The sequence below is a fragment of the Catenuloplanes sp. NPDC051500 genome (assembly GCF_044454585.1).
Taxonomy (GTDB): Bacteria; Actinomycetota; Actinomycetes; order Mycobacteriales; family Micromonosporaceae; genus Catenuloplanes.
Map to the genome: position 1 here is coordinate 58,567 of NZ_JBITDX010000019.1, position 19,148 is coordinate 77,714.

General features: G+C 71.2%; 21 protein-coding genes and 1 pseudogene. 17 read left to right on the plus strand and 5 right to left on the minus strand.

Features of this window, described 5'->3' with window-relative positions:
- Positions 1-59 precede the first annotated feature (59 nt).
- The 4 genes from ACIA8K_RS30830 to ACIA8K_RS30845 all read left to right on the plus strand — a co-directional run bounded on the left by ACIA8K_RS30830 (position 60) and on the right by ACIA8K_RS30845 (position 3,012).
- Entirely contained in the window at positions 60-311 is a 252-nt protein-coding gene (locus tag ACIA8K_RS30830) for a hypothetical protein (protein ID WP_396065564.1), read from the plus strand.
- 315 nt (positions 312-626) lie between these two features.
- Complete coding sequence (locus ACIA8K_RS30835) at positions 627-1,169, plus strand: SRPBCC family protein (RefSeq protein ID WP_396065566.1); 543 nt, start codon at positions 627-629, stop codon at positions 1,167-1,169.
- Positions 1,166-2,341: a zinc-dependent alcohol dehydrogenase gene (locus ACIA8K_RS30840; protein ID WP_396065568.1), complete on the plus strand. Its 1,176-nt coding sequence runs from the start codon at positions 1,166-1,168 to the stop codon at positions 2,339-2,341. Before ACIA8K_RS30835 ends, ACIA8K_RS30840 begins: the two co-directional genes overlap by 4 nt.
- On the plus strand, positions 2,338-3,012 hold the full coding sequence (locus ACIA8K_RS30845) for a DUF1345 domain-containing protein (protein WP_396065570.1): 675 nt from the start codon (positions 2,338-2,340) through the stop codon (positions 3,010-3,012). Before ACIA8K_RS30840 ends, ACIA8K_RS30845 begins: the two co-directional genes overlap by 4 nt.
- Before the next feature lie 43 nt (positions 3,013-3,055).
- Here the strand turns inward: ACIA8K_RS30845 and ACIA8K_RS30850 are convergent, their stop codons facing one another.
- The 3 genes and pseudogenes from ACIA8K_RS30850 to ACIA8K_RS30860 form a co-directional block, all read right to left on the minus strand.
- Positions 3,056-3,580, minus strand: a complete 525-nt coding sequence (locus ACIA8K_RS30850; RefSeq protein ID WP_396065572.1) for a hypothetical protein — start codon at positions 3,578-3,580, stop codon at positions 3,056-3,058.
- Entirely contained in the window at positions 3,577-4,440 is an 864-nt protein-coding gene (locus tag ACIA8K_RS30855) for a hypothetical protein (protein WP_396065741.1), read from the minus strand. Before ACIA8K_RS30855 ends, ACIA8K_RS30850 begins: the two co-directional genes overlap by 4 nt.
- A gap of 103 nt (positions 4,441-4,543) precedes the next feature.
- Positions 4,544-4,924, minus strand: a pseudogene (locus tag ACIA8K_RS30860) (serine/threonine protein kinase); the annotation flags it as partial.
- 54 nt (positions 4,925-4,978) lie between these two features.
- Here ACIA8K_RS30860 and ACIA8K_RS30865 point away from each other — a divergent pair.
- The 13 genes from ACIA8K_RS30865 (at position 4,979) to ACIA8K_RS30925 (ending at position 17,714) form a co-directional block, all read left to right on the plus strand.
- Entirely contained in the window at positions 4,979-5,902 is a 924-nt protein-coding gene (locus ACIA8K_RS30865; protein WP_396065574.1) for a threonine/serine dehydratase, read from the plus strand.
- Positions 5,903-6,017: 115 nt separating this feature from the next.
- The gene (locus ACIA8K_RS30870) at positions 6,018-6,320 is read left to right on the plus strand and encodes a DUF1905 domain-containing protein (RefSeq protein ID WP_396065576.1); all 303 of its coding nucleotides are present in this window, start codon (positions 6,018-6,020) and stop codon (positions 6,318-6,320) included.
- A 4-nt stretch (positions 6,321-6,324) separates the two neighbouring features.
- On the plus strand, positions 6,325-6,720 hold the full coding sequence (locus ACIA8K_RS30875) for a hypothetical protein (protein ID WP_396065578.1): 396 nt from the start codon (positions 6,325-6,327) through the stop codon (positions 6,718-6,720).
- A 90-nt stretch (positions 6,721-6,810) separates the two neighbouring features.
- The gene (locus ACIA8K_RS30880) at positions 6,811-7,152 is read left to right on the plus strand and encodes a hypothetical protein (RefSeq protein WP_396065580.1); all 342 of its coding nucleotides are present in this window, start codon (positions 6,811-6,813) and stop codon (positions 7,150-7,152) included.
- A complete protein-coding gene (locus ACIA8K_RS30885; protein WP_396065582.1) occupies positions 7,149-7,529 on the plus strand; it encodes a hypothetical protein in 381 nt (126 codons plus the stop codon). The genes ACIA8K_RS30880 and ACIA8K_RS30885 overlap by 4 nt, the downstream gene beginning before the upstream one ends.
- Before the next feature lie 299 nt (positions 7,530-7,828).
- Entirely contained in the window at positions 7,829-8,728 is a 900-nt protein-coding gene (locus ACIA8K_RS30890; protein WP_396065584.1) for an aminoglycoside phosphotransferase family protein, read from the plus strand.
- A 29-nt stretch (positions 8,729-8,757) separates the two neighbouring features.
- The gene (locus ACIA8K_RS30895) at positions 8,758-9,060 is read left to right on the plus strand and encodes a hypothetical protein (RefSeq protein WP_396065586.1); all 303 of its coding nucleotides are present in this window, start codon (positions 8,758-8,760) and stop codon (positions 9,058-9,060) included.
- A 323-nt stretch (positions 9,061-9,383) separates the two neighbouring features.
- Positions 9,384-9,473 (plus strand): K(+)-transporting ATPase subunit F, encoded by a 90-nt coding sequence (gene kdpF / locus ACIA8K_RS30900; protein WP_396065588.1) that lies wholly within the window; start codon positions 9,384-9,386, stop codon positions 9,471-9,473.
- A 13-nt stretch (positions 9,474-9,486) separates the two neighbouring features.
- A complete protein-coding gene (gene kdpA, locus ACIA8K_RS30905) occupies positions 9,487-11,142 on the plus strand; it encodes a potassium-transporting ATPase subunit KdpA (protein WP_396065590.1) in 1,656 nt (551 codons plus the stop codon).
- Positions 11,143-11,287: 145 nt separating this feature from the next.
- Complete coding sequence (gene kdpB, locus ACIA8K_RS30910) at positions 11,288-13,507, plus strand: potassium-transporting ATPase subunit KdpB (RefSeq protein ID WP_396065592.1); 2,220 nt, start codon at positions 11,288-11,290, stop codon at positions 13,505-13,507.
- 1 nt (position 13,508) lies between these two features.
- Positions 13,509-14,357 (plus strand): potassium-transporting ATPase subunit C, encoded by an 849-nt coding sequence (locus ACIA8K_RS30915; RefSeq protein ID WP_396065594.1) that lies wholly within the window; start codon positions 13,509-13,511, stop codon positions 14,355-14,357.
- Positions 14,358-14,418: 61 nt separating this feature from the next.
- Positions 14,419-17,037: a DUF4118 domain-containing protein gene (locus tag ACIA8K_RS30920; protein WP_396065596.1), complete on the plus strand. Its 2,619-nt coding sequence runs from the start codon at positions 14,419-14,421 to the stop codon at positions 17,035-17,037.
- Positions 17,034-17,714: a response regulator gene (locus ACIA8K_RS30925; RefSeq protein ID WP_396065598.1), complete on the plus strand. Its 681-nt coding sequence runs from the start codon at positions 17,034-17,036 to the stop codon at positions 17,712-17,714. Before ACIA8K_RS30920 ends, ACIA8K_RS30925 begins: the two co-directional genes overlap by 4 nt.
- A gap of 1 nt (position 17,715) precedes the next feature.
- On the opposite strand, the gene ACIA8K_RS30930 is transcribed toward ACIA8K_RS30925, so the two are convergent.
- Both ACIA8K_RS30930 and ACIA8K_RS30935 read right to left on the minus strand, forming a co-directional pair.
- Entirely contained in the window at positions 17,716-18,063 is a 348-nt protein-coding gene (locus ACIA8K_RS30930; protein WP_396065600.1) for an Lsr2 family protein, read from the minus strand.
- A 111-nt stretch (positions 18,064-18,174) separates the two neighbouring features.
- Positions 18,175-19,113 carry a hypothetical protein gene (locus ACIA8K_RS30935; protein ID WP_396065602.1) on the minus strand — a complete coding sequence of 313 codons (939 nt, stop codon included), beginning with the start codon at positions 19,111-19,113 and terminating at the stop codon, positions 18,175-18,177.
- Between the last annotated feature and the right edge of the window lie 35 nt (positions 19,114-19,148).

The following is a 19,148-nucleotide window of genomic DNA, read 5'->3' on the forward strand; positions in this document are numbered from 1 at the left end:
CCTCGCCGGCCGTGCGGCACGATGAAGACGGATGAGGCGGCTGAGCCCCGTCAGGGCGTGTGCCGCGGTCCTCGGCGGCCCCGCCGGACCGCGCGGTCGCCGCCGACATGCTGCTGAGCTACGTCACCGGCTTCGTACTCCAGGAGCAAGCCGATCCGGCCTCCGCACCACCGGCCGCCGGCGATCTGGCGGCGCTCACCGCGCGCTTCCCGCTGACCATGGGCAACGGCCCGGCTTTCGACCGGGACGTGATGTTCGCCAGGAGCCTGCGCCTGCAGTACGGCGCCCTGGCCCACGGTCAGCGCGGGTAGAGCTCAGGGTGCACCAGGTGGCCGGAGACCTCGCACGAGCCGGCGCTCGGGACCTTCCGGTCGACAGGCGTGCGGACCGCGTCTCATCGGGTACCGGAATGACCGTTTAGGTGGTATCGCCGCGGGTACGCGCCGCTCGTACCGACCACGCCCTAGGTCGTGAACGACGTGGTGGGCCTGCATGGCCCACCGTGGCAGCGCATCCGGCCTGCCGTCTCACCAGACGTCGTCCACTCGGCAGCGAGGCGGCCCACCGGCCGCCGTGCCGGCCCGAGGATGAAGGACCGGCGACGTGGGGCAAACAGAGGAGGATCCATGGATCTGACAGCCACCACCACAATCCGCAAACCCAGGTCCGAGGTGTACGCGTTCTGGCGCGATCTGGAGAACCTGCCGACGTTCATGACGCATCTCGAACGGGTCAGCACGACCGGCGCCCGGACGAGTCACTGGTCCGCCGCCGCCCCGTTCGGCAAGGACGTCGAGTGGGACGCCGAGATCACCGAGGAGACGCCCGGCGAGAAGATCGCGTGGCGGTCGACCGGGAACGCCGACGTGCCGAACACCGGCACGGTCTCCTTCGTGCCGGCGCCGGACGAGGTGAGCACCGAGGTGCACGTGACGCTTGTGTACGACATTCCCGGCGGCTCGGTCGGCAAGGCGGTTGCGAAGTACTTCGGCGAGGAGCCGCACCGGCAGCTCGACGACGACCTGCGCCGGCTCAAGCAGGTTCTGGAGACCGGCGAGGTGGTCCGGTCCGACGGCGCTCCGTGGGGCAAGCAGGCCCGCAAGGAGTTCCCGCAACGCCCGGCGCAACCGCTGTCGGACGCCGAGCTCGCGAAGGGAGCAGAGGCATGAGGGCGAACACCTGGGCAGGCCGCAACAAGGTCGAGGTCCGCGACGTGCCGGACCCGAAGATCCTGAACCGCCGCGACGCCATCGTGCGGATCACCTCCACCGCGATCTGCGGCTCCGACCTGCACCTGGTCGACGGATACGTACCCACGATGCAGGACGGCGACGTCCTGGGTCACGAGTTCATGGGTGAGGTCGTCGAGGTCGGCTCCGGCGTGGACGCCAGTCGCCTGCGGGTCGGTGACCGGGTCGTCGTGCCGTTCCCGATCGCCTGCGGTGCGTGTGCCGCCTGCGCGAAGGAGCTCTACTCCTGCTGCGAGAACACCAACCCGAACGCCGGCATCGCGGAGAAGATGTTCGGCCATCCGGTCGCCGGCATCTTCGGCTACTCCCATCTCACCGGCGGCTTCGCGGGCGGGCAGGCCCAGTACGCCCGGGTGCCGTTCGCCGACGTCGGCCCGCTGAAGATCGACTCCGATCTGACCGACGAGCAGGTCCTGTTCCTCTCCGACATTCTGCCCACCGGCTACATGGGCGCGGAGATGTGCGACATCCAGCCGAGTGACGTGGTGGCGGTGTGGGGGGCCGGGCCGGTCGGGCAGTTCGCGATGGACAGCGCCCGGGTGCTCGGCGCCGCGAAGGTCATCGCCATCGACAAGGAGCCGTACCGGCTGCAGATGGCCGAGCGGGCCGGCCACATCGCGGTGAACTTCGACGAGGTCGACGTACGGTCCCGGCTGCTGGAACTGACAGGTGGACGCGGGCCGGACAAGTGCATCGACGCGGTCGGGATGGAAGCCACCCACGGCAGTGCGCACGTCGCCGCGTACGACCGGGTCAAGCAGGCCGTCCGGTCCGAGACGGATCGCCCGCACGCGCTGCGCCAGGCGATCATGTCCTGCCGCAGCGGCGGCATCGTGTCGGTGATCGGCGTCTACGGCGGGATGCTCGACAAGTTCCCGGCCGGCGCCTGGATGAACCGGTCGCTGACCCTGCGCACCGGCCAGTGTCACGTGCAGCGCTACATGGAGCCGCTGCTGCAGCGCATCGAGCGCGGGGAGATCGATCCCACCCGGATCATCACCCACAGGCTGCGGCTCGACGAGGCCGAACGCGGCTTCGAACTGTTCAAGAACAAGGAGGACAACTGCGAGAAGGTCGTCCTCACACCATGACGGACGACAGCGGTCGTACTGCCGTGCCGGCCTCCGTCGGCAGGCTGTTGTCGATCCGCCGGGTCTCACTGTCCCTGGCCGCGGGTATCGCGGCCGGGGCGGTGACCGCCCTGCTCGGTGCCCCCGAACTGAGCATTCTGCTGGGCTGGATAGTGACGTCCGGGTTGATTCTCTTCCTGGTGTGGCGGATCAGCTGGCCGCAGGGCCCGGACGGAACCGAGCGGCTTGCCGAGGCGGAGAGCCGGTCGCGCTCAACCGACTCGGCCGTCCTGATCGCCAGCGTGGTGAGCCTGGCCGCCGTGACGGAGGCACTTGTGCGGTCCTCCGGTGGCCGGGATGCCATCGCGGTGGCGTCCGTCATCTGCGGCGTCGTCGCGGTCATCCTGTCGTGGGCGCTTGTCAACACGGTGTTCGCGTTCAAGTACGCCCGGATGTACTACCGCGACACCGACGGCGGCATCAACTTCCCCCAGGATTCCCCGCCGCGCTACAGCGACTTCGCCTACATGGCGTTCACCGTCGGCATGGCGTTCGGCGTCGCCGAGACCGAGCCCACCCTCAGCAGTGTGCGGCAGGTGGCGCTCGGGCATGCTCTGCTGTCCTACGCCTTCGGTACCGGCATCCTCGCCGTCGCCATCAATCTCGTCACGAATCTCGGGCAGTCGTCCTGAGAAACCCGCGGCCCGGTACCGGCGGCAGTGCCGGTACCGGCCGTCAGGGTGTGTAGAGCTCCGCCAGCCGGACCGCGACGCCGTCCCTGGTCGTCAGGCGGACCAGGTGCTGGCCTTCGCCGAGCCGCTCGGCGAACTCGCGGCCGGACACCTCGCCCGAGCCGGCGCCCTTCTCGTCAAGGCAGGCGCTCAGGTCCGCCTGGTCGACAAGCGCGAGGACCGCGTCGTCCGCCCGGGGCAATGTGATCGTGGCCTGGCTGTCTGCGGTGTTCCAGGCGTTGGCGCAGCGCCGGTCGTCGAGCGGGATGTGGAAGGCCTCGCAGAAATCCGGATTGATCATGAAGATGACCGGCTCGACGACGACGGCCTGGTTCGTGCCGGCGGTGAAGGAGAGCAGCTTGACGATCGAATCGGTGTCGCCCTTGCTGACGTCGGTGAACGCGGGCACGGCCCCGGCGGACGGCGACGCGGACATGGACGGCGACGCGCCCGGGTCCGCACCGTCCGTCCCGCACGCGGAGAGCAGCACGACGATCGGCAGCACCAGCGCCAGCGCATGAGACTTCACAGCGTCCGGATCTCCACATTCCTGTAGGCCACGCTGCCGGTCGGGGCCTCCGCGTCCGGCTCCGCCTCCAGCCCGAGGCGGAACCAGCCGGTGACGGCCCGCCGGTCGTCGACCGCAGCCGTTGCGATTGTGGCGCCGTCCACGCGCACGGTCGCCACCTCGTCCCGGATCTCCATCGCGACGCGGTGCTCGCCGCCGCCGGCAAGCACCGCGGTCTCGGTCGTCCCGATGTCCTCGGCCCGGTCGTCCGCGTGCCGCTCGACACCGATCGCATCCGCGCAGAGCCTGAGCAGGTAACCGTTGTACTCGTCGTCCGCGGTCAGCCGGAACGCGACGAACGCGCAGCTGCCCGGCTCCAGCAGCGCCACCGTCACGGCGATCGACGAGTCACCGGCGAACAGGTCGTCCGGCCCGTCGCAGGCGTGCCAGACCGGCTCCACGTCGCTGATGACCAGACGCCCGCCGGTGTACGCGCAGCTGCCGTCCTCGCTCGTTGCCGCGGGCCACTGGCCGGGCCGGTCCAGCCGGTCGATGATCACCGGCCCGTTGCCCAGAGCCGGTGCCTGCGGTGGCGACGACGGCGCGGGGAGGACCACGGCGGCGGTGTCGTCCCGCAGCGCGGCCCACGCCCCCGCCGCCCCGGCCACCGCGACCGCGAGCACGCCGGCCAGCACCGCCGCGAGCACCCGCGCGGGACGGCGCCCCCGCCGGCTCTGCGCGCGCGCCGCCTGGGCGGCCACTTCCAGCTCCGGCCGGCCGGTCAGGTCCGCCACGCTGTGCGATCCGGTGTCGAGCAACAGTTCCAGCAGCTCGGGCGCGGTCGGCCGGTCCACCGGGTCCTTGGCAAGCGTGCGCGCCACGATCTCGCGCAGCGGCGACTGCAGGGCGCCTTGGCGAGCCGAGGGCGAACAGCACGTTGCGCGGCTTGAGATCCCGGTGGATGACGCCGGCCCCGTGGATAGCGGTAAGCGCGGTCGCCACCCCGATCGCCACGCTGTGCAGGTCGCCGCCGGACAGCGGGCCGCGCTCGGCGACCACCTCGCCCAGGCTGGGACCGTCCACGTACTCGACGACCAGGTACGGCGTGGTGTGCTCCGGGTCCGCGTCGAGCACGGCCGCAGTGCAGAACGGCGGCACCTGCCGGGCCCGGCTCACCTCGCTGCGGAACCGGCCGCGGTACTCCGGCTCGTCGGCCAGATCGGGGCGGATCGCCTTCACCGCGACCATCCGGCCGTCAGCGAACTCGCCGAGAAAGACGGCTCCCATGCCGCCCTCGCCCAGGCGGCCCAGCAGGCGATATCCACCGAGTTCACGGGGATCGCCGGGACGCAGCGGATCAGCCATGCCGGTCCTCGTGGCACATGGCTGGTCAGCGTACCGGACCCGTAGGCTTGGGACATGATCACACGAGCGGACGTGGACGCGGCGGCGATACGGATCGGCGGCCGCGTACGGCGTACCCCGGTGCTCGAGGTGGCCGACTCCGGCGCGACAATGTTCAAACTGGAGCAGTTGCAGCACACCGGCACGTTCAAGGCGCGCGGCGCGCTGAACCGGATCCTTGCCGCGTCCGAGAGCGGCGAGCTGACCGGTGCGGGCGTGGTCACGGCGTCCGGCGGGAACGCGGGCATCGCGGTGGCGCACGCGGCCGCGCAACTGGGCGTGCCTGCCGAGATCTACGTGCCGGTGATCTCGTCGCCGGCCAAGGTGCGGCGGCTGCACGAGCTTGGCGCGGTGGTGGTGCAGGTCGGCAACGAGTTCGCGGAGGCGTACGAGGCCGCGCGGAAGCGGGTCGCCGACAGCGGGGCCACGTTCTGCCACCCGTACGACCAGCCGGACATGGCGGCCGGCGCGGGCACGCTCGCGCTTGAGCTGTGGGAGCAGACCGGCGGGTTCGACACAGTGCTTGTCGCGGTCGGCGGCGGTGGCCTGTTGGCCGGCGTCGCGGCCGCGCTTGAGGGCCAGGCCCGCACGGTCGGGGTCGAGCCGACCGGCGCCCGCGCGCTGCACGACGCGCTCGCGGCCGGACGCCCGGTGGACGTGCCCGTCTCCGGGGTGGCGGCGGACGCGCTCGGCGCGCGGCGGGTCGGCGACATCGCGTTCGAGGTGGCGCGCCGGACCGGCGTGCGGTCGCTGCTTGTCGAGGACGCGGACCTGATCGCGGCCCGCCGGCACCTGTGGGACCACTACCGGATCGTGGTCGAGCACAGCGCGGCCGCCGCGATGGCCGCGCTCACCTCCGGCGCCTACCAGCCGGCCGGCGGCGAGCGCGTCGCGGTCGTGCTCTGCGGCGCGAACACGGACCCGTCCGACCTGGTGTGAGCCCGCTGTTCCCCGCCCCGGACCGTCGTGCCGGCCACGATCTCCGCGGTACCTGCGGCGCGCTGCTCGCCGGGCGGCACACGCCGCCGCGCGGTATCTCCTAGGCTCGCTCCTCGTGGAGCTCGAGTTCAGCGGTGAGATGTGGTTCTGGCGCGGGCCGGCGCCCTGGCACTTCGTGACCGTACCGGATGAGGAGGCTGCGGTGTTGCGGTCCGCCGCGGCCGCGGTCTCCTACGGCTGGGGCATGATCCCCGCCGCCGTCCACATCGGAGGCACCTCGTGGGAGACCGCGCTGTGGCCGAAGGACGGCCGCTACATCGTGCCGATCCGGACGAACGTCCGCCGCGCCGAGAACCTCGATGTGGGCGACGTCCTGACACTGCGACTGTCGGTGGCTTGCGAGGTTCCCCTACGCTGAGGCGATGGACGGGCTCTCCGTGTTCCTGCTCTGGCTGATCGCGCTCCTCCCGCCGGTGGCGCTCGCGATCGCCGGCAACCGCCTGACCCGGCACACCCCCGGCGAGCACGCGGTCGCGGTGTACTGGTCGGCCGGCCTCGCATTGACAGTTGTCGCGGCGCCAGCCGTGTTCTCCGCGGCCGGCACGGTCGCCGCGATGGGCGGGGCCGCGCTCGGCGAGGGTCCCTGGCTGGTCATGGTGGCCGCGCTTACCGGCGCGGCACTGACGCTGATCTCCACTGTCACGCTCGGCATCGAGCTGCTCTTCCTGCTGCACCGCCCGTCGGCCGAGCCCCCGGCCGCCCCGGCGGAGCCCGCGTTCGTCCCGCGCCCGCAGCCTCCGGCGCCGGCTCACCTTTAAGTTAGAGGTTCTTACTAAAGCGTTGACTCGTGCGCCCAAGCGGTTATAACCTCTAACCGCAGGAAGGAAATCTACGAAGGAGCCGCCGTCATGGCAGGAAAACGCCGCATACCGTTACCGCTCACCATCTCCGCCTGGGCTGTCCCGGTCCTCCTGCTCGGGCAGTTCGCGCTTGTCGCGGTCGTCCCGGTTATCACCGCGGTGATCGTCGCCTTCACCCGGACCACGGACCGCGCGATCCGGATCGCCGCCACAGTGCTCGCCGCCGTCTACGCGGTGCCGCTGGCCGCCTGGATCATCCGGCCGGAGGGCTCGCCGAGCCTGTCCAAGCACATCCACCCGGTCGCGGTCGCGCTGATCGTCGTCGCGTCCCTCGCGCTGATCGTCGCCGTCCACCGCCCGCGCACCCGCCTCGAAGGGGCCACATCATGAACCGCACCGCCGACCGCATCGGACGGGGCCTGATGGGCTTCGACGCAGTCACCACGCTCATCCCGCTGGTCAGCGGCCTCCTGGTGCTCACCACGGTGCCCGACGACCGGATCATCACCGAGGCCTGGCGCACGTTCGCCTACGCGGTCTTCGCCGGACTCTGGGCGATCCTGGCGATCTGGCCGCGCACGCTTCCCGGCCTCTGGGAGATCCTGATCTTCCAGAAGACCGCGATCACCGTCTTCTCGCTCGCGATGCTCGGCAAGCCGGAGGCCGCACAGACCGCGGTCGTGGACAGCATCCTGGTGGTGACGACCGTGACCGCCTACCTGCTCTGCCGCGGCTGGACCCCGTGGCAACAACTCCGCAAGCGCTAGCCATCGTGGCCCTGTCGCCCCGCAAAGGGACGGCAGGGCCAGAATGCCGTCGTTGTGACAGATCACAAACAACAGGCCAGAACCATCAGCCGGTACGCGCGTCCCGCGCGCGACGACCGCACCGGCACCGCCCCCGGCTCAGTGGCGGGCGTCGCGTGCGACCCCGTCCGGAATGCCCTCGGTCCCCACGCCGTCCGGAATGCCGCTCTTCCACATGTCGATCTCCATGGGACAGAGCCTTCCGCACACCGAAATAATCGACATGAGCCGACATACTCACCCGCACTAGGCTCGCGGCCATGGCGGATGACGACAGCTTCCGGCGCACTGTGGTCGCGGTCTGGGGCGACGAGGGCGCACGCTGGCTGACCACGCTCCCCGCCCGCGTCAACGACGTGGCAGCACAATGGGGCCTGACAGTCGGCACGCCGTACCCGCTGAGCTTCAACTGGGTTGCTCCCGCCCGCCGTGCCGGCGGCGAGCCGGCGGTGCTCAAGCTCGGCGTGCCCGGTGCCCGGCATCTGCGCGCGGAGCCGGCGGCGCTGACCGCGTTCGGTGGCGACGGCGCGGCCCGGCTGCTCGCCTACGACGAGGAGCAGGGCGCGCTGCTGCTGGAACGCGTCGAGCCCGGCACCACGCTCCACGCCGTTCAGCGGCACGACGACGAGGCCGCCACCGCGGTGTTCGTCGAGGTCGCCCGCCGCCTGCACCGCCCCGTCCCGGACACCGGCGCCGCGCTCGAACCGGTCGAGGACCACGCACTCGACCTCGCCGCCCACCTGGCCCGTCACCCCGGCGACGACCTGGTCGCCCACGCGCTCGGGGTGCACCGGGAACTTTGTGCCAGCACGACCACCCGCGTGGTACTGCACGGCGACCTGCACCACGCCAACATCCTGGCCGGCACGCGCGCACCGTGGCTGGCCATCGACCCGCACGGCCGCACCGGTGACCCCGCCTCCGAGGTGGGCGCGCTGCTCTACAACCCGGATCCGTGGGTACGCGACGACGCGCTCACCCGCCTGGTCCCGGACCGGATCGCGCAGGTCGCGGACGGCCTGGCGCTGCCCCCGGACCGCGTGCTCGCCTGGGGCTTCGTGCTGAGCGTGCTCTCCTGGGTGTGGCACGTCGAGGACGGCAGCGACTACGAGGGCCGGGAACTGGACATCGCGCGGCTGCTGCGGCCGAAGCTGCCGTAGAACCGCCGCCGAGCTGGGACGATAACGGCATGGCGGGAACCAGGCGGGCGGCGGCGCGGAGCCAGGTGACTCTTGACGGCCCGAAGCTGACCGGTCTCGCGCTCGGCCTGCTCCCCCAGCTGGTGCTGCTCACCCTGCTGGCACTGAATCAGGGCAGCGAGTTCTCCCCGTTCTACTCGTTCCTGGCGATCGGCGCGGGCGTGCTGACCGCATCGGCAGGCGGTCTGGCCACCATCGTCGACAGGTCCCGCCGGATGGGCATCGGCCTGGCCCAGGGCACCGGCGCCGGAATCGTCCTCTTCTTCGCCGGCGCCGCGATCATCCACCCCTGAGGCCGGTCAGCCGGCCCGCACCGCCTGCCGCATTCCGTAGCGCGGCGCGCGCGTCTCCCGCGCGGCGGTACGCCCCGCAGAGCCCCACAAAAGGGACCGGCGTGAAAAACGCGTCAAGAAAGCGCGGCGGCCCGTATGCAACGCGTCAGGTTTCCCCGCAGCGGCCGTAACCAGGCGTTTCATTGCGTTCGCGACCGGCGCCCCCGCCGGTGGCGACCGTCCCCCACGTGAAGGAGTCGCACGATGCCCGATCTGGCGTTCGTGCTCGCGACGGTGGCGCTCTTCGGCGCGCTCACCCTGCTGCTGCGGGCGGTGGAGAAGCTGTGACCGCCGTCAACGCGATCGGCCTCGCGCTCGCCGCAGCCCTCGCCGCCTACCTGCTCGTCGCGCTGTTGTTCCCCGAGAAGTTCTGAAGAGGCTGCTGAGATGAGCACCACCGTCGCGGGCGTGATCTTCATCGTCTCGCTCGTCGCCGCCGTCGCCGCGGTCTACCGCCCGTTCGGCGACTACATGTTCCGCGTGGTATCCCAGCGGAAGCACTCCCGGGTGGAGCGTGGCATCTACCGGATCGTCGGCGTCGACCCGGACGCGGACCAGAGCTGGGGCGTCTACGGCCGCAGCGTGCTGGCGTTCTCCGCCGTGTCGATCCTGTTCCTCTACGCGTTGCTGCGCCTGCAGCAGCACCTCTGGCTGAGCCTGGGCATGGCCCCGGTCACCGACCACATCGCCTGGAACACCGCTGTCAGCTTCGTGACGAACACGAACTGGCAGGCGTACTCCGGCGAGTCGACAATGGGTCACCTGGCGCAGATGGCCGGCCTCGCCGTGCAGAACTTCGTCTCCGCCGCGGTCGGCATCGCGGTCGCGGTCGCGCTGGTCCGCGGCTTCGCCAGGTCGAAGACCGACCAGCTGGGCAACTTCTGGGTCGATCTGGTCCGGATCACGCTGCGCATCCTGCTGCCTGTCGCGGTGATCGGCGCGGTCATGCTGATGGCCGGCGGCGTCGTGCAGAACCTGCACTCCGGCGTCGATGTGGAGACGCTCACCGGCGGCACCCAGACCATCCCGGGCGGCCCTGTGGCGTCCCAGGAGGTGATCAAGGTGCTGGGTACGAACGGCGGCGGCTTCTACAACACCAACAGCGCGCACCCGTTCGAGAACCCGACCACCTGGACGAACTGGCTGCAGCTGTTCCTGATCCTGCTGATCCCGTTCAGCATGCCGCGCGTCTTCGGCCGGATGGTCGGGCAGAACCGCCAGGGGTACGCGATCGCGGCCGTGATGGCGCTGCTCGCGTTGACGAGCATCACGCTGACCACAGTCTTCGAGCTGCACGGCGCGGGCACGGTCCCGACCGCGGTGGGCGCCGCCATGGAGGGCAAGGACGTGCGCTTCGGCGTGGCCGACTCCGCCGTGTTCGCCGCGGTCACCACGCTCACCTCGACGGGCGCGGTCAACTCGTTCCACGACTCGTACACCGCGCTCGGCGGCATGATGCCGATGCTGAACATGATGCTCGGCGAGGTCGCGCCCGGCGGTACCGGCTCCGGCCTCTACGGGTTGCTCGTGCTCGCCACGATCACTGTGTTCGTGGCAGGCCTGATGGTCGGGCGCACGCCGGAGTACCTGGGCAAGAAGATCGGCTCCCGCGAGATCAAGTTCGCGTCGCTGTACTTCCTGATCACGCCGATCCTGGTGCTTACCGGCACCGCCGCCGCGTTCGCAAGCGGCAACGCGTCCACGGCCCTGAACACCGGCCCGCACGGGCTCTCCGAGGTGCTCTACGCGTTCACCTCCGCGGCCAACAACAACGGCTCCGCGTTCGCCGGCATCACAGTCAACACCGGCTGGTGGGACACCGCGACCGCGCTTGCGATGCTTCTCGGCCGCTTCCTCCCGATCATCTTCGTGCTCGGCCTGGCCGGCTCGCTCGCCCGGCAGGCGCCGGTCCCCGAGTCCGAGGGCACGCTGCCCACGCACCGGCCGCTCTTCGTCGGCATGGTGGCCGGCGTGACCGTCGTGCTTGTCGCGCTGACCTTCCTCCCGGCGCTGGCGCTCGGCCCGCTCGCGGAAGGCCTCTGATGCGCCCGCTCCCCGGCGCCGGCCCGGAGACCGTTCCGGAAGTCCGCGCGGAAGCGGCCCCGCGAACCCGCGCGGCAGCGCGCACAGCAACCGTCACGGAAGCCCTCACCGAAGCAGCACTCCCCGCGAAAACCGGTAGGAAGTCATGAACACCAGCACTCTCGCAGCGCCGGAGACCCCGGCCCAGGACGACGTCCCGGTGCCACGCACGTCGGTCGGCGGCGGTCTCCTCGACCCGAAACAGCTGCTCCGCTCGCTGCCGGACGCGGTCCGGAAGCTCGACCCACGCGTCATGTGGCGCAACCCGGTCATGCTGATCGTCGAGATCGGCGCCGTGTTCACCACGGTGCTCGCGGCCGCGGACCCGTCCGCGTTCGCCGTCGCGATCACGGTCTGGCTCTGGCTCACCGTGATCTTCGCGAACCTGGCCGAAGCGGTCGCGGAGGGCCGGGGCAAGGCCCAGGCCGCCACGCTCCGCGCCGCCAAGCAGGACACCGTCGCGAACCGCCTCAAGGGCTGGAGGCCCGGCGCGCGGCCTGCCGACTACACGGACGAGGGCGTGGCCGCGGGCGAGCTGCAGCAGGGCGACATCGTCGAGGTCCGGGCCGGGCAGATCATCCCGGGCGACGGCGACGTGGTCGAGGGCATCGCAAGCGTCGACGAGTCCGCGATCACCGGCGAGTCCGCCCCGGTGATCCGCGAGTCCGGCGGCGACCGGAGCGCTGTCACCGGCGGCACCAAGGTCCTCTCCGACCGGATCGTCGTCAGGATCACCCAGAAGCCCGGCGAGAGCTTCATCGACCGGATGATCGCGCTTGTCGAGGGCTCGAACCGGCAGAAGACGCCGAACGAGATCGCGCTCAACATCCTGCTCGCCGCGCTCACCGTGATCTTCCTGCTCGCAGTGGTGACGCTGCAGCCGCTGGCGATCTACGCCAAGGCCTACCAGGGCGCGGCGCCGGACACCGCGGCACTCGACGGCAACGGCGTCACCGGCATCGTGCTCGTCTCGCTTCTGGTCTGCCTGATCCCGACCACGATCGGCGCGCTGCTCTCCGCGATCGGCATCGCCGGCATGGACCGCCCGGTGCAGCGCAACGTGCTCGCGATGAGCGGCCGCGCGGTCGAGGCGGCAGGTGACGTCAGCACGCTGCTGCTTGACAAGACCGGCACGATCACGCTCGGCAACCGGCAGGCGTCCGAGTTCCTCCCCGCACCAGGCGTGACCGAGACGGAACTTGCCGACGCCGCGCAGCTCTCCAGCCTGGCGGACGACACGCCGGAGGGCCGCTCGGTGGTGGTGCTGGCCAAGAACTTCGGCTTCCGCGAGCGCACCATGGCGCACGCCACGTTCGTCGAGTTCACCGCCCAGACCCGGATGAGCGGCGTCGACCTCCCGGCCGCCACCGATCCGGACCCCGCGAGCGCCACGGACCCCGCGAGCGCCACAGCCCCCGCGAACGGCGCCGTGCGCCGGATCCGCAAGGGCGCGGCCGGCTCGGTCACCGCCTGGGTTCGCGAGAACGGCGGCACGCTCTCTCCGGACATAGCCACGCTTGTCGAGCGGGTCAGCGCGTCCGGCGGCACCCCGCTCGTCGTCGCGTCACACACCGACGGGCAGCCGGCCCGCGCGCTCGGCGTGATCCACCTCAAGGACGTGGTCAAGCCCGGCATGCGCGAGCGCTTCGACGAGATGCGCCGGATGGGCATCCGCACCGTCATGATCACCGGCGACAACCCGGTGACCGCGAAGGCGATCGCGGCCGAGGCAGGCGTCGACGACTTCCTCGCCGAGGCGACGCCGGAGGACAAGCTCGCGCTGATCCGCAAGGAGCAGGAGGGCGGGCGGCTGGTCGCGATGACCGGCGACGGCACGAACGACGCGCCCGCGCTGGCCCAGGCGGACGTGGGCGTGGCGATGAACACCGGCACGTCGGCCGCGAAGGAGGCCGGCAACATGGTCGACCTCGACTCGGACCCGACCAAGCTGATCGAGATCGTGGAGATCGGCAAGCAGTTGCTGATCACCCGCGGCGCGCTCACCACGTTCTCCATCGCGAACGACATCGCCAAGTACTTCGCGATCATCCCGGCCATGTTCGCCGGCGTCTACCCGAGCCTGGACGCGCTCAACATCATGCGGCTGGACAGTCCGACCACGGCGATCCTGTCCGCGGTCATCTTCAACGCGGTCGTCATCGTCGCGCTGATCCCACTCGCGCTGCGCGGCGTGCGGTACCGGCCGAGCAGCGCCGCCGCCCTGCTCTCCCGCAACCTGCTCGTCTACGGCCTCGGCGGCATCGTCGTCCCGTTCATCGGCATCAAGCTCATCGACCTGCTCATCTCCACGATCCCGGGAATCTGACATGCGTCTTCCATCCTGGCTCTCCCAGCACCTCGCCGCGCTGCGTGCGCTGCTCTTCTTCACCGTCGCGCTCGGACTCGCGTACCCCCTGCTGCTTGTGGGGGTGGCCCAGCTCCCGGGTCTCAGCGGCCGGGCCGAGGGCTCGCTCATCACCACGGACGGGACCGTGCGAGGCAGCGCGCTGATCGGCCAGCACTTCACTGACGCGGACGGCAACCCGGTCCCGCGCTACTTCCAGTCCCGGCCCTCGGCCGGCGGCGACGGCTACGACCCGCTGAGCACCGGCGCCTCGAACCTCGGCCCGGAGAGCGTGGTGGACGCGCCGGACGCGCCAGGCCTGCTCACCCAGGTCTGCGCCCGGAGCCTGGCGATCGGCGCGCTGGAGAGCGTGGACGGGTCCCGTCCCTACTGCACCTCCGACGGCGTGGGCGCGGTGCTGAGCGTCTTCCGCGCGGACGGTCTCACCGGCGCCGTCACCCGCGCGGTGAGCCTCAACCAGCTCTGCCCCACACCACCATTCACAAGCACTTTCGAGGGTACGGCCGTGGAGTGCGCGAATCCGGCCGAGGACTACTCCGGGGGCGTGATCACGCCGGTCCACGGCGACGCACCTGACAACGCGACGATCCCCGCCGACGCGGTCACCGCGTCCGGAAGCGCGCTCGACCCGCACATCAGCGTCGCCTACGCGCGCCTGCAGACCCCGAGGGTGGCCCGCGAGCGCGGTCTCACCGAGGCCGACGTGACCGCGCTGGTCGAGGCGCACACCGCCGGCCGCGCGCTCGGCTTCCTGGGCGAGCCCGCCGTGAACGTGCTTGAACTCAACCTGGCGCTTGACGCGCGAGCCTGACGATCGGGGGTCCTTCGCGCCGCACGCGAGGGACCCCGCTCGCGAGTGAAAGGATCGGCCCGTGGCACGCGGACAACTGCGGATCTACCTGGGCGCGGCCCCGGGCGTGGGCAAGACCTACGCCATGCTCGAGGAGGCGCAACGCCGGGCCGGGCGCGGCACCGACGTGGTGATCGGCTTCGTGGAGACGCACGGGCGGCCGATGACCGAGTCGATGATCGGCGCGCTCGAGGTCGTACCCCGGAAGGCGGTGAACTACCGCGGCGCCGCGTTCACCGAGATGGACACGGACGCGGTGCTCGCCCGCCGGCCCGAGATCGCGCTTGTCGACGAGCTGGCGCACACGAACGTGCCGGGCGGCCGGCACGAGAAGCGCTGGCAGGACATCCAGGAGCTGCTCGACGCCGGCATCGACGTGCTCTCCACGGTGAACGTGCAGCACCTGGAGTCGCTCAACGACGTGGTCGAGGAGATCACCGGCGTGCCGCAGCGGGAGACCGTGCCGGACGCGATCGTCCGCGCGGCCGAGCAGGTCGAGCTGGCCGACCTGACGCCGGAGGCGCTGCGCCGCCGGATGGCGCACGGCAACGTCTACCAGCCGGAGAAGATCGACGCGGCGCTCGGCAACTACTTCCGGGTCGGCAACCTCACCGCGCTGCGTGAGCTGGCACTGCTCTGGCTTGCCGACAAGGTCGACGACCAGCTTGACCGGTACCGCGCCGAGCACGAGATCGCCACCACCTGGGAGACCCGGGAGCGGGTGGTGGTCGCGCTGACCGGCGGGCCGGAGGGCGACACGCTGATCCGCCGCGCGGCCCGGATCGCGGACCGGACCAAGGGCGCGGAGCTGCTTGCCGTGCACGTGGCCCGCAACGACGGCCTGGCCGGCGCGGACCCGGCGCTGCTGGCCACGCAGCGGGTGCTCGTGGAGAGCGTCGGCGGGTCGTACCACCAGGTGGTCGGCGGTGATGTGCCGGCCGCGCTGCTCACGTTCGCCCGCGGTGTGAACGCCACCCAGCTGGTGCTCGGCGCGAGCCGGCGCGGCCGGGTCGCGCAGTTGTTCTCCCCCGGCGTCGGCGTCACCACCACGGCCCGGTCCGGCAGCATCGACGTGCACCTGGTCACGCACGAGCGCGCCGGGCACGGGCGGCGGTCGTTCGACGCGACCACCGCGCTGTCCCGGCGGCGGCGGATCGCCGGGTTCGCGCTGGCGCTGGCCGGCATGCCGCTGCTGACCGTCGGCATGCACCTGCTGCCGCAGAGCCTGACGCTCGACATCCTGATCTTCCTGGCCGCGTCGGTCGGCGTCGCGCTGGTCGGCGGGCTCTGGCCGGCGCTGCTCGCGGCCGTCGGCGGGTCGCTGCTGCTCAACTACTTCTTCACGCCGCCGACCGGGCGCTTCACCATCGCGGAGCCGGACAACCTGCTGGCCCTTGTCATCTTCGTACTGGTGGCCGCGTCGGTGAGCGCGGTCGTCGACCTGGCCGCGCGGCGCACCCGGGAGGCGGCCCAGGCCAGCGCGGAAGCCACCACGCTGGCGCTTGTCGCGGGCAGCGTGCTGCGCGGCGCCCGGCCGCTTACCGCGCTGCTGGAGCGGCTCCGGGAGACGTTCGGCTTCACCGCGGTCACGCTCCTGGAACGCGACCCGGAGTCAGGCAGCCGGCCGGACGTGCAGCGCGACCCGCAGTCCTGGACCGTGGTCGCCGGCGTCGGCGGGCCGCCGTGCGCCGCGCCGGCCGAGGCCGAGGTGGACGTGCCGGTCGACGACACGCTCAGCCTGGCGCTGCACGGCGCGCCGCTTGCCGCGGACGACCGGCGGATCGTGGAGGCGTTCGCCGCGCAGGCCGCGCTCGCGCTGCGCCAGGAACGGCTGGCCGCGGAGGCCGCCACCGCCCGGCCGCTCGCCGCCGCGGACCGGATGCGCACCGCACTGCTGGCCGCGGTCAGCCACGACCTGCGCACGCCGCTCGCCTCCGCGAAGGCCGCGGTGACGTCGCTTCGCAGCGCGTCCGGGGAGCACGCGGAGGTCGCGTTCGACGACGAGGACCGCGACGAGCTGCTGGCCACCGCGGACGAGTCGCTTGACCAGCTGACCCGGCTGGTGGCGAACCTGCTTGACATGAGCCGGCTCCAGGCGGGCGTGCTCGGCCTGTCGCTCATCGAGATCGGGCTCGAGGACGCGGTGCCGCGCGCGCTCGACGAGCTGGGCCCGGCCGCCCACGCGGTACGCGTGCACATCCCGCCGGACCTGCCCGAGGTGCCCGCCGACCCCGGCCTGCTCGAGCGCGTGCTCGTCAACCTGGTGTCGAACGCGCTGCGCTACGCCCCGCCGGACGCGCCGCCTGTGGTGTCCGCGAGCACGCACGGCGGCGAGGTGGAGCTGCGCGTGATCGACACCGGGCCGGGCCTGCCGGAGGAGGAGTGGGACAGCGTGTTCCTGCCGTTCCAGCGGCTCGGCGACCGGGACAATCACAGCGGCGTCGGGCTGGGGCTGGCGCTCTCTCGCGGGCTCGCCGAGGCGATGGGCGGCACGCTCACGCCCGAGGCGACCCCGGGCGGCGGCCTGACCATGGTCCTGGCGCTCCCGGCCGTACCTCCCCCCGGCTACCGCCCCGGCCACCCGCCCCTGACCGGCCTGAAGGCCGTACCCCCGTCTGATCTTGATCTGGAGCAGGAATGACACGCGTCCTCGTGGTCGACGACGAGCCCCAGATCCTCCGCGCGCTGAGGATCAACCTCAAGGCACGGGGGTACGCCGTGGAGGTCGCCGCGGACGGCGGCTCCGCGCTGCGGGCCGTCGCGCAGCACCACCCCGACCTGATCGTGCTTGACCTCGGCCTTCCGGACATGGACGGCGTCGAGGTGATCCGCGGCGTGCGCGGCTGGACCGCGGTGCCGGTGATCGTGCTGTCCGGGCGCGCGAGCAGCGAGGAGAAGGTCGCGGCGCTCGATGCGGGCGCCGACGACTACATCACCAAGCCGTTCGGCGTGGAGGAGCTGCTGGCCCGGATCCGCGCCGTGACCCGCCGGATCAACGCCACGGGTGAGGCCGCGCCGGTGGCCCGGATCGGGAGCTGGACCGTCGACCTCGCGGACCGCACAGTACGCGGGGACGACGGGGAGGAGCTGCGGCTGACTCCCACCCAGTGGCACATTCTCGAAATCATGCTCCGCAATCCCGGCAAGCTGATCAGCCAGCGTCAGCTGTTACAGGAGGTGTGGGGCCCGCAATTCGAGACGGAGACCAACTATCTGCGCCAGTATCTGGCACAACTACGCCGCAAGTTGGAGGACGACCCCGCCCGCCCCCGGCACCTGATCACCGAACCGGGGATGGGCTATCGGTTCCGCCCGTGACTTAACGCTTGTTGAACGCCTCGACCACGTTGGCCGGGATGCGGCCGCGCTCGGAAACGTCGTAACCGTTCTGCGCGGCCCAGTCGCGAATCGCCTTGTTCTGATCGCGATTCGACCGGACGGTGCCACCGGTGACGCGGCGTCCGCCACGCTGCACCGCGACCGCGCCGCTGCGCCCCACGCGGGTGCCCGCCGCGATGTAGGGATCAAGAACCTTGCGGAGCTTACCCGCGTTCTTCTCGGAAAGGTCAATGGTGTAGGTCACGTCGTCCAGCGCGAACTCGACGGTGCGGTCAGCCTCGCTGCCGTCGAGGTCGTCGGTCAACAGCGTGATGACTTGCTTAGCCACGGTGGCTCACTCCCGGTCAGGAAGAACAATGCAAACGGATGGGGTACCGAAATGAAGTCTGCCTGAACCGTGCAATATCGCGCAAGCCGCCGGGAAATCAATGCGCGCGGACTATTGCTCGGCAATCAAGTCGCGGACACTATACGCCCAGCTCAATCGCCCTTCTTGGCCCGCCAACTCGTACCAGGCGATCGCTTCTTCAATACTGTTACGAGCTTCGATGCGATAACCTGCCTCGTTCAGGATCTGCGCGTGCTCGACCAGCACATTCGCCAGATCCAGCTCGGCCGAGGGGCGCGCCGCCGCCACCCTGCGCTGGACCTCGACCGCCTCCCGGGCGTCGTTCACCGCCGCCCCGGACCGGCCTGCCCGGCTGTTCGCGACCGCCAGGTTGCGCAGCGCCACCGCATACGCCGGGCCGTCGACGAGCAACTCCCAACCTACGGGAATCGGCCCGGCTTTCGATGGCGAGTAGAGCACCGCACCGTCCTCCGCGGCGGCCCGGAACAGATCGGCAGCCTCCGACATCGCCCGGGTCGCCGACTCCACGTCGCCCGCTTCCGCAAGCATTTCCCCGAACCGCACCAGCGTGCGCGCCAGCCCGGTCCGATGACGCGGCGCGTCGAAGATGGTCTCCCGATACGTACGCACCGCCTCCGCGATCGGCTCCAGCGCTTCACCCACCCGGCCGTCCGCTTCAATGGCCGCGCCCAGGCGCACCAGCGCATCCGCCAGATACGGCCGGTAAAACGCCGGATCCGCCGGCACCAGCTCCCGGAACAGCGCCGCGGACTCCGCCGCCACGTCGATCGACGCCGTCACTTGTCCGACGCGTTGTAGGAAATGCGAGCGGTTGTGCAGCAGTCCGGCCGCGGCCATGATGTGGGTCGCATTCTCCGGCGAGATCTCCCGCAGCCGCCGGATCGTGCCGCCCGCGATCCCGCTCGCTTCCAGCGCAACGCCGTAACGCCCCTCGGCCGCCGCACCCTCCATGACCGCGACCTCGGCCCGCAGTCGCGCCGCCAGCTCCTCTTCGGTCGCGTTCTCCACAGCCATACGCTGCTCTATGCCCCATGGATTACCAC

What these genes read in the sequence shown, in the direction of transcription:
- ACIA8K_RS30880 (WP_396065580.1), top strand. Translation starts at nt 6,811, where the DNA reads ATGGCAGGAAAACGCCGCATACCGTTACCGCTCACCATCTCCGCCTGG.
- ACIA8K_RS30835 (WP_396065566.1), top strand. Translation starts at nt 627, where the DNA reads ATGGATCTGACAGCCACCACCACAATCCGCAAACCCAGGTCCGAGGTG.
- ACIA8K_RS30925 (WP_396065598.1), top strand. Translation starts at nt 17,034, where the DNA reads ATGACACGCGTCCTCGTGGTCGACGACGAGCCCCAGATCCTCCGCGCG.
- ACIA8K_RS30890 (WP_396065584.1), top strand. Translation starts at nt 7,829, where the DNA reads ATGGCGGATGACGACAGCTTCCGGCGCACTGTGGTCGCGGTCTGGGGC.
- ACIA8K_RS30885 (WP_396065582.1), top strand. Translation starts at nt 7,149, where the DNA reads ATGAACCGCACCGCCGACCGCATCGGACGGGGCCTGATGGGCTTCGAC.
- ACIA8K_RS30915 (WP_396065594.1), top strand. Translation starts at nt 13,509, where the DNA reads ATGCGTCTTCCATCCTGGCTCTCCCAGCACCTCGCCGCGCTGCGTGCG.
- kdpB (WP_396065592.1), top strand. Translation starts at nt 11,288, where the DNA reads ATGAACACCAGCACTCTCGCAGCGCCGGAGACCCCGGCCCAGGACGAC.
- ACIA8K_RS30895 (WP_396065586.1), top strand. Translation starts at nt 8,758, where the DNA reads ATGGCGGGAACCAGGCGGGCGGCGGCGCGGAGCCAGGTGACTCTTGAC.
- ACIA8K_RS30845 (WP_396065570.1), top strand. Translation starts at nt 2,338, where the DNA reads ATGACGGACGACAGCGGTCGTACTGCCGTGCCGGCCTCCGTCGGCAGG.
- kdpA (WP_396065590.1), top strand. Translation starts at nt 9,487, where the DNA reads ATGAGCACCACCGTCGCGGGCGTGATCTTCATCGTCTCGCTCGTCGCC.
- ACIA8K_RS30840 (WP_396065568.1), top strand. Translation starts at nt 1,166, where the DNA reads ATGAGGGCGAACACCTGGGCAGGCCGCAACAAGGTCGAGGTCCGCGAC.
- ACIA8K_RS30875 (WP_396065578.1), top strand. Translation starts at nt 6,325, where the DNA reads ATGGACGGGCTCTCCGTGTTCCTGCTCTGGCTGATCGCGCTCCTCCCG.
- ACIA8K_RS30865 (WP_396065574.1), top strand. Translation starts at nt 4,979, where the DNA reads ATGATCACACGAGCGGACGTGGACGCGGCGGCGATACGGATCGGCGGC.